This is a genomic window from Pseudomonadota bacterium, assembly GCA_030860485.1.
Lineage (GTDB): Bacteria > Pseudomonadota > Gammaproteobacteria > JACCXJ01 > JACCXJ01 > JACCXJ01.
Genome location: JALZID010000169.1, coordinates 1 through 8,740, shown reverse-complemented (window position 1 = coordinate 8,740; position 8,740 = coordinate 1). Strand labels below are relative to the sequence as shown.

Here is an 8,740-nt window from a genome sequence, read left to right as displayed (position 1 = left end):
CCGCCGCCGGCCAACTCGTACACTGAAGCGATCCAGCCCATTTGTAGTGGAGACCTTTTGACCGCGTAGCCCAATCTATGCGCCTTCCAGGCTGGGTACCCCCTCCAGTTGAGAAAGATGGGCTAGACACACGCCGCTCGGAAAAAGAACCCCCTCAATGCGCCGACCGACGGTCCTATCCGTGCCTGAACTACACAGTCGGTCGCCAATTGATTCACACCCTCTCAGATGAGATTGGTACTACCTCAACAGTCACCCCCCAAGATCACCTCCAACGCCGCCCTCGTGGCCTAACCAAAACATGACCTTGTAGTGCCGACTTTGCGACCCTATGATCGCAAAATCAACAGGTTACTGGCTTTCTTGGCCCGAGTTGCGGAAGTCGGGTTAGCGTTCATCACCATAGTGACGACCCTTGCCTATCTCGGGCTAGCCATCCTTGGCTGGGGCGGATTTGCCGCCTTCTTCTCTCACCCGGCCCTGATTGCCCTTGCAATCGCGGTCTTCGTGCTGTCCGGCGTAGCGCTCTTCAGTGGCGGAAACCTGAGCCCCGGCGAGCGCGAGGATCGTGCCAACCGCTGGGTTATCGTCCCCTTCGCGCTGATCGGGCTGCTGGAAGCCTATCTGCCGGCCTACACAGACCGGATTGGGTTCTGGACCCTCGACGGCGATGCCATTCGCTGGCTTGGCGTCGTTCTCTTCGTCGCTGGGTGGTGTGCTGCGGATCTGGCCAGTCTTTGTGCTAGGCCGTCGGTTCAGCGGGTAGTAGCCATCCAGCCCGGGCACACGCTGGTCACGAGCGGTGTCTATGGAGCCATCCGCCACCCCAGCTATCTGGGGTTGCTCGTCAACTCGCTGGGGTGGGGCCTCGCCTTTCGTTCGGGGGTCGGCGTGCTGCTCACGGCCCTCATTATCCCACCACTTCTCGCGCGCATCCGCGCGGAAGAGAGGCTGCTGGGTACGCAGTTCGGCGTCGAGTACGATGCTTACTGCGCCCGGACGTCGCGGCTGATTCCCAGGCTCTATTGATGCGAGCGGCCGCCGAAGGGCCGATAATGGGTCGAGAGTTGCCATCAATTATTTTGTTGCCGTGGGGGGAAGGACGATGGATCCCCTCGTCCGCCACGCGGTTGCGGCAGACCCCATTAGGGCGGCATTAGCGATAGCAGCGCGGGTTTCTAGAAGCGGAGTTTGTTACTCTAACTTACTGTTTTTCTTGGTGGCTATGGGTGGACTCGAACCACCGACCTCAGCATTATGAGGGATACGCTCGGATCGTAACTTATTGTATTAACTCACTGTCTGCCCGCGCCCGTTGCAAGCAAAATGGCGGACGGTGTCTAACAGTGTCGCACGGAGTCCCGCAAAAGTCCCGCACGTCTTCGAGCTAGTCGATGTGCACATGACCGGCATCCTGCCGAGGGCGTGACCCCCACGGCCTTCCGCGGCCTCGCTGCCTACCGGGGTTTGTCCTACCCGGGATGTGCTCGGCCCCGGTGCCGCGTGGGCGCGCTCGATCCTCACAATGCGCGAGCGTGCCCGGCTATTACTCAGTATTCAACAGTTGTGTCGGCGCTGGATCCTGGGACACAGAAACGCGGCGCCCCGTACGCCGCTGGAATCCCCGTGCAATGCCGGCACGAGCTTGGTGTCGACGCAATCCGAGAACACCCATTGATCCCACAGCGCCGGCACCGTGCGGTACAGGCGCTCCACCCTGGACACACCGCCGCCCAGCACAATCACATCTGGATCGAGCAGGTTGATCACGTGCGCCAGCGCACGGGCGAGGCGGTCCTCGTAGCGGGACAGCGTCGCAGCGGCGCGCGCCTCGCCGGCCTCGGCGTGCTGCACGATGGCTTCACCTGAAAGGCGCTCGGCGGTCGCGCGCTCGTGATCGCGCACCAGACCCACGCCGGACAGCCAGGTCTCGATGCAGCTATGGCGTCCGCACCAGCACTCGACGCCTGGGAGCTCATCCCATTCCGGCCGGATCCAGGGCAGGGGGTTATGACCCCACTCGCCGGCGATGGCATTGGGTCCCCGCAGCTGCCGCCCGCCGATGGCGATGCCACCGCCGACACCCGTGCCGAGGATCACGCCGAAGACGTTCGCCGCACCCGCCGCCGCGCCATCCCGTGCCTCCGACACGGCGAGGCAGTCGGCATCGTTGGCGAGGTAGACCTCGTGCCCCAGCACGGCCTCGAGGTCCTGCTGGAAGCGCCGGCCGTTGAGGCAGGTGGAATTGGAGTTCTTGAGAAGGCCGGTGGAGGGCGAGATCGCGCCCAGATGACCGACACCCACCGGCAAGTCTTGGCGCCCAACGGCCGCCTCTAGGCGCCGCACTACCCCCGCGACGACCTCCAGCGTCGCCCGGTAATCGCCCTGGGGCGTCGCCACGCGCTCGCGCACGACGAGGCGCGAGCGGTCGTCCATGACGACAGCCTCGATCTTGGTGCCGCCCAGATCGACGCCGATGCGCATTGCTACGGAAGATCCACCCACACGGCCGCGTGATCGGAGGCCGCCTCCACCGCGCTGCCGATCTCCGGAAAATGCGGAAAGGTCCGCGGCACCCACACGCCGCGCCGCTCCACGCCGACGACGGACACCGTCGCCCATAGCGTCGGCGACAGCCAGGATGTAGTCGATCTTGTTCGACGTGGCGCCCGAGCCGTAGGTGCCGGGCCGACGGTCGCTGCCACTGAGATAGAGCGGGTGGCTCATCACGTCTTCAAGGTCGGTATGCTGGATCGGCGGCACCAGCGGTGTGCTGTCCGGCGTGTCGTTCAGGTCACCGACCACGCCACCCTGGGATTACGCGCGACGCGGTTCCGATAGATCTCCGCGACGGCCTTGGCCCGCCTCTCCCGGCGCGCGTTGGAGCTGGACGCGGAGCCGTAGCCCTTGCTCTTGAAGTGGTTCACCAACACCCAGATCGTGTCGCCGGCGGGCGTTTCGATTTCGAACTCAGCGCAGTCGCGGCTGAACGTGCGCTCGCTCGGCAGTCCCAGGCCGATGTTGCTATGAACGGACCGGATCGGGTGCTTGGAGTAAAGACCGACGTCGATCCCGCGCTCGTCGTTGCCGTTAATGAGCATGTTGTACATAAAGCTCGCGCCCCGCGGGACGAGGTAGCTGTCGTTGAACCGCTGCAAGGCGATACGGTCCTCGGCCTCCACGACCGCCAGGACGTCGGCGCTCAACGCCTCGACCACACGCGCCGTGTTCTCGATGGCGATGTGGTTGACGTTGTGCCGGCGCAATTCCAACCACCCGTCCCAGTCGCCGCGGCCGTCGACAATGATCTCGGCCTCAGTCTGGCCTTTCGGCACCTTGAAGAGCTTGCCGCGCACCTCGTTGAGCTGGAACGGATCGTCTTTGCCGATGCGGCGGTCGGCCATGTCGTAGCGGTCCAGAAAGTCCACGAGCCATTGCTTGTCGGCGCCGGAATAGCTCGCCTTGCTGATGATGCCGTTGAACTTTGTGTAGTCGTTCAACTGCTCCGCCCGTGGGCCCAGGTCGGCTGATCGAGCACGACGGGACGACGGAACAGATTCTCGACGTTGAATGTTGCCAGTCTCATGACGTTTCCTCCTGTGTTGTTCGTTGGTGCGCGCGTAAGAGTATGCGCGCCCAAATATGAATGCCGTGCGACAGACCACCTGCGATCCGCTGCGGTCAAGAAAGTTATCGTTCGTCGGTTCCACCTATCGTAGAGCGGGACGTTTCTCAATCAAAAAGCAGCAAGCTCTTCCGGACCGCGTGGTCGTCAGGGACGGAAACAGGGTCCATCGTGTCCTTATCGCCCCCTGGGCGCACCAGTGAGGCAACTCGTACCCCCAGCAAGCGCAGGCGGCGATCGAGCGGGACACGTTTGAGGCACGCGCGCGCCGCACTGCGGATCGTTTCCGCATCGGCTGTCGGCGCCTCGAGCCTGATATCGCGGGTAACGGTATGAAAATCCGCATACCGCAGTTTGATGCCGACCGTCTTGCCGAGGTAGCCCTGGCGTACGAGATCTCCACTCACCCGCTGACAGAGTTCCAGCAGGACCCGGGAGAGGCTTTCCCGGTCGTATCGCGGATGCAAGTCGCGCTCGAAGGTGGTCTCGCGGCTCATCGATTTGGGGGCCCGCTCCGTGATGATCGGGCGTTCATCGCGGCCGCAAGCGGCATCCACCAGCCAGCGGGCGTAGCGGCTGCCGAATGTCTCGATCAGCGTCACCGGGCTGGCGGCGGCGAGATCGCCCACGGTGCGGATCCCGAGGGCTTCGAGCTTCGCGCTGGCCCTCGGACCGATCCCATTGATAATCCGCGCCGGTAGCGGCCAGATGCGTGTGGGCAGGTCCGCGTGCGAGAGCACCGTCAGGCCGTCGGGTTTCTGCAACTCCGAGGCGATCTTGGACAAGAGCGTATTGGAGGTGACGCCGATCGAGCAGGACAAGCCGGTGGCACGCCGAACGTTGCCCTTGATCCGCTGCGCCAGATCAGCCGTCTCACCGGGCACATGGGTCAGATCGATGTAGATCTCGTCGATCCCACGGTCTTCGATCTGCGGTGCAACGTCGGCGACGGCTGCCTTGAAGAGCCGCGAATAACGCCGGTACTCATCGAAATCTGCCGGCAGCAAGATGGCCTCGGGGGCCAGCGTCGCCGCCTTCATGAGCGCCATACCGGACCGAATGCCGAACGCACGCGCTTCATAGGTTGCCGTGGTCACGACACCCCGCCCGGTGTACTGGCGCAGGCGGTGGAAGTCTTGTCTCTCTTCGCCTACATCGTGCGCAAGCTTACCTCCGATCACGACTGACAACCCCCTGAGCTGGGGATAGCGTAAGAGCTCCACCGAGGCGTAGAAGGCGTCCATATCCAGATGGGCGATGCGCCGCTCCATCAGGGCGCCGGTAGGCCCGGTCGTGGCTGAGGCGTTTGTGTTCGCGCTCATGAAGCTCTAGCGTGGCTAGACGAAGTACCGGGTTCTGGCGGTCGGGCCCGATCGGCGCCGTGGAGTTCCTCTGGGCCCGCAGGGCAGCTCGGCCGGAGGCGCCAACGCCGGTACACGCCGTATCTGATACGATCCCGGCCGCTCGGGCGTGGATCGCCGTGCAGCCGTAGTATGAGCCATTCCGATACGTATCTCATGGCGCTCCTGCTCGCGCTGCCCTGTGCCGCCTCAGGCGGCGAAGCCGACGTGGTCTCGGCACGAGCCATACGGGCAGCCAATGGTAGCTTCCACTTTGAAGTGACGATCCGGAGCCAGGACCGCGGTTGGGATCACTATGCCGATCGGTTCGAGATCATCGCCCCGGACGGCACGGTCCTCGGCGTGCGCCAGCTCGCTCATCCCCATGTGGACGAACAACCTTTCACCCGTGAGCTCGACGGGGTGCTGGTCCCAGACACGCTCGATACCATCGTCATTCGTGCCCACCACCACCCGCGTGGCTATGACGGCGCAACGGTGCAACTGGAGCTGCCGAGATAACGGACGGATATATCCCTTTTCGGGGGCGTTCCGATCGAGATCGGTTACACTATCCTGCGGACGGCTCGGCTAACGCATTTGCGTTGTGCAATGAGCGGATCGGAATGCGGGGAGGCGCATCGGTGACCGGTGCTGAATCGCTCGCCCGAGCGCTAGATCTCTTGACGGCAGGGGCATGGCAAGAGGCCCACGAGATCGTACAGGACCAAGACTCCGTGCTGGCCGCATGGCTGCACGGGATCGTGCATACCCTCGACGGCGATCTCGACAACGCGCGCTACTGGTACCAAAAGGCCGGCCGCGTTTTCCCCGGGCCGGATGCGGCACAAGAAGAGCTGGTGGCTGCGCGCAGGGCGGTGCAGGCAACGATGGCTGGTCATGAACAATGAGCGGCGCGAGCGCTTCTGCCTTCCATGGTCGCTAGCTAGGGTTCAGGGATGGCTGCCGCAGAGGTGAGAGCCTATTCGCCTGCCTAAACGCCTCCCGCTTGGGGACGGCCGTGCGAGCCGTGGTGCAAGCGGTTCTGTTGCTCGTGCCGGTCCCCGCGGGTGCGGCGGACGGTCCCCAGACCGGCGTGACCGCCTTGATGGGCGCGACCGTTATCGACGGCACCGGGAGCAAGCCGTTCCGCGACGCCGTCGTGCTCGTCTCCGGGGAGCGCATCAGGGCGGTGGGGCCTCGCGGTGAGGTCATCATCCCTGAAGGTGCCCGGGTAGCCGACATGACCGGAAAATGGATCAGCCCGGGCCTCGTTGACGCGCACATCCACCTGTTTCAGTCGGGCGGGCTCTACACGCGGCCGGACATCATCGATCTCCGATCGATACGGCCGTATGCCGCGGAGGTCGACTGGGTGAGAGCACGCCTGCCCATGACACTGGCGCGTTACCTCGCAAGCGGCGTGACGGCGGTGCTCGACGTCGGGGGACCGTTCTGGACCTTCGAGGCGCGCGAGCGCACGAAGACGATGCCGCATGCGCCACAGCTCGCCGTCACGGGGCCCCTCATTTCAAGCCATATGCCTTCGGAGTTGCGCGTCGCAGATCCGCCGATCCTCGAGGTGAATGCTCCGGACGAGGCGCGTGCTGCGGTGCGGCGGGTGCTGGCGCAGGGCCCGGATCTCATCAAGCTCTGGTGGATCCCCGAGGCAAGCGCCGCCTGATCCCGGCAGTCTGGGGCCGGGCACAGATGCCGAAGGACTTGTGTCGGGAAGAAGCCGTGGAATTTGCTAGGGCCCGTGCGGTGGACGAACGACTGACCTACGTTCTCGTCTGGTCTCGCATGGAAGAAATCTGGTGCTATCCGGAAGGCACAACTTTCGTGAACATGATGGAAGTGGGCGAAGTTGCCGGACCGTTCACGAGATTGCGAGGCCGCGGCAACCGAGGATTCATTTTCGGTTGAACGTTGAATGTCTCGACGGTCGTTGCCGAACAGAGTATCTTCGCGCCCAAAGCTCTCACTCGCGCCAGCAATTCGGCCGAAGGCAAACCGAAATGAAAGCTCACTACTGGGGGCTTGAACTCGTCTAACACATGAGCGGCTTCGGAGCTGAAGGCGGCACGCGGAAGGCCTTCCTCGCCAATTGGCGCCTGAAATGCCGAGCCGTCCACCGTGGAGGAGCCCGGGGAGCGATTGTTTACGTTCCTACGTTACGCCAGATGCCATCCTCACCGAGTGCACGGCCGCCGACTCCAAAACCTCCTGCTGATCCTTAGGGGGCAGGATCCCGAGCACCGGTCATAAAGCGCCGATCACCGCTCTTCTTCGTCGCCTCCTTCGGCGGCAATCTGACGTAACCGTGCGAGGCGGCGCTCAAGCTCTGTACGCATTTCCGGCGCGGCCTTCCCTACCACCGCCTGCTCGATGGCGTCGATGAACCCCGGATGTTTCAGGAACGGGAACTCCTTTACGGCTCTCCTCATTTCTTCGAGCGAATCGACCCGTTGGAACAGCGCGAATCCGAATTGAGCCGCATTCAGCTCAGGCTCATCTCGAATCCCGAGATTCCGCCTGACCGCCGCCGCGTACTGCGCGCCGACGGTATTCCCCAGCTCCCCCCCTTTTTCGAGGTATGGCAAAGCCTCCTGCTGCTTGTTCTGACTGATGAGTGTCAGCCCTATGCCCGCATAGACCTCCGCGTTGGTGGGATCGAATTGTAGAGAGCTCGCATAATCGGCCAGCGCCTCGTCATGGCGGTTGAGGACCGCGTTAAGGGAGCCCCGAAATTCGTAGATCTCACCGTAGTCGGGGTTGAGCTCGAGCGCTCGGGTATAGTCTTCCAGCGCGTTCTCGAAGCGAGTTAGGGCCGTGTAAGCACGACCGCGGTAGAAGTAGATTTGCGGGTCGGCGGGCTCAATTTCGAGGGCGCGCGAGTAGTCGGCGGCAGCCAGCTCGTGATCCCTTAGAGCGTCGTAAATGCGCCCGCGGTTGTAGTAAGCCTGCATCATCCGCGGGTTAAGCTCCAGAGCGAGGTTGTAGTCTGACAGGGCTTCCTCGTAGCGATTATGCGCGTGGTATAGACCGCCGCGGTTGAGATGAGTCTCCGCGGGACTAAAATTTAGCTCGATGGCGTGGCCGTAATCTGCCAGCGCGTCCTCGTGATTATTTGACAAGTGATTGACGACGGCGCGGTCGAAGTAGGCCTGCCCGTTGTCGGGGTCTAACTCGATAACCCGCGTGTAGTCGGCCCGCGCATCCCTGTAGCGGCGCGTCCACTTGTAGACGTTTCCGCGTTGGTGATAAGCCGTTGCCGAGCTCTCCTTCAGCTCGATGGCGTGTGTATAGTTGGCCAGGGCTTCGTCGTAACGTTGCTGTTTGCTCAAGGCGAGGCCACGGTTTAGATAAGCGTCGGTGAGGTTGGGGGCGAGCTGGATGGCGCGGTCGAAGTCGGCCAGCGCCTTTTCGTAGAGTCCCCGCGACCGGAATATGAGCCCGCGGTTGGAATAAGGCTGCGCGAAGGTCGTGTTAAGCCGGATGGCGTTGCCGAAGTCTGCCAACGCCTTCTCTTCGTCCCCGAGCTTCTGATGTATGACGCCGCGGTTAAAGTAGGCTTGAGCGAAATTCGGGTCGAACTCGATGGCCGTGTTGTAGTCGGCCAACGCCTCGCCGGTGCGGTCGAGAGCGTTATGGGCACCTCTAAAAATTGTCTTTGTCACGGCGAATTGTGGTTTACAGCGAGTCATGGCTAAGGGATAATGTGCAGGTAGCGAGACACTGAAGAGCGGAGTCGATGACGATGCATGGCCAGCCT

At 63.0% G+C, this 8,740-nt stretch carries 9 protein-coding genes and 1 pseudogene; 5 read left to right on the top strand and 5 right to left on the bottom strand.

The features are described 5' to 3' along the window. Positions 1–405: 405 nt before the first annotated feature. Complete coding sequence (locus M3461_09270) at positions 406–1,029, top strand: isoprenylcysteine carboxylmethyltransferase family protein (protein ID MDQ3774529.1); 624 nt, start codon at positions 406–408, stop codon at positions 1,027–1,029. 528 nt (positions 1,030–1,557) lie between these two features. Here the strand turns inward: M3461_09270 and M3461_09265 are convergent. The 3 genes from M3461_09265 to dinB all read right to left on the bottom strand — a co-directional run bounded on the left by M3461_09265 (position 1,558) and on the right by dinB (position 4,896). Further along, the gene (locus M3461_09265; protein ID MDQ3774528.1) at positions 1,558–2,484 is read right to left on the bottom strand and encodes an ROK family protein; all 927 of its coding nucleotides are present in this window, start codon (positions 2,482–2,484) and stop codon (positions 1,558–1,560) included. Between the two features lie 305 nt (positions 2,485–2,789). Further along, positions 2,790–3,500 carry a hypothetical protein gene (locus M3461_09260; GenBank protein MDQ3774527.1) on the bottom strand — a complete coding sequence of 237 codons (711 nt, stop codon included), beginning with the start codon at positions 3,498–3,500 and terminating at the stop codon, positions 2,790–2,792. Between the two features lie 232 nt (positions 3,501–3,732). Continuing rightward, positions 3,733–4,896: a DNA polymerase IV gene (gene dinB, locus M3461_09255; protein MDQ3774526.1), complete on the bottom strand. Its 1,164-nt coding sequence runs from the start codon at positions 4,894–4,896 to the stop codon at positions 3,733–3,735. A gap of 222 nt (positions 4,897–5,118) precedes the next feature. Here dinB and M3461_09250 point away from each other — a divergent pair, with 222 nt between their 5' ends. The 4 genes from M3461_09250 to M3461_09235 all read left to right on the top strand — a co-directional run bounded on the left by M3461_09250 (position 5,119) and on the right by M3461_09235 (position 6,891). After that, on the top strand, positions 5,119–5,487 hold the full coding sequence (locus tag M3461_09250; protein MDQ3774525.1) for a hypothetical protein: 369 nt from the start codon (positions 5,119–5,121) through the stop codon (positions 5,485–5,487). 122 nt (positions 5,488–5,609) lie between these two features. Beyond that, positions 5,610–5,876: a hypothetical protein gene (locus tag M3461_09245; protein MDQ3774524.1), complete on the top strand. Its 267-nt coding sequence runs from the start codon at positions 5,610–5,612 to the stop codon at positions 5,874–5,876. A gap of 122 nt (positions 5,877–5,998) precedes the next feature. Next, the gene (locus tag M3461_09240; GenBank protein ID MDQ3774523.1) at positions 5,999–6,649 is read left to right on the top strand and encodes a hypothetical protein; all 651 of its coding nucleotides are present in this window, start codon (positions 5,999–6,001) and stop codon (positions 6,647–6,649) included. An 80-nt stretch (positions 6,650–6,729) separates the two neighbouring features. Beyond that, the gene (locus M3461_09235; GenBank protein ID MDQ3774522.1) at positions 6,730–6,891 is read left to right on the top strand and encodes a hypothetical protein; all 162 of its coding nucleotides are present in this window, start codon (positions 6,730–6,732) and stop codon (positions 6,889–6,891) included. Between the two features lie 14 nt (positions 6,892–6,905). Here the strand turns inward: M3461_09235 and M3461_09230 are convergent. Together M3461_09230 and M3461_09225 are read right to left on the bottom strand one after the other, a co-directional pair. Continuing rightward, positions 6,906–7,052, bottom strand: a pseudogene (locus M3461_09230) (2-nitropropane dioxygenase). 189 nt (positions 7,053–7,241) lie between these two features. Further along, on the bottom strand, positions 7,242–8,740 hold a 1,499-nt coding region (locus M3461_09225; GenBank protein ID MDQ3774521.1), incomplete at its 5' end, for a tetratricopeptide repeat protein.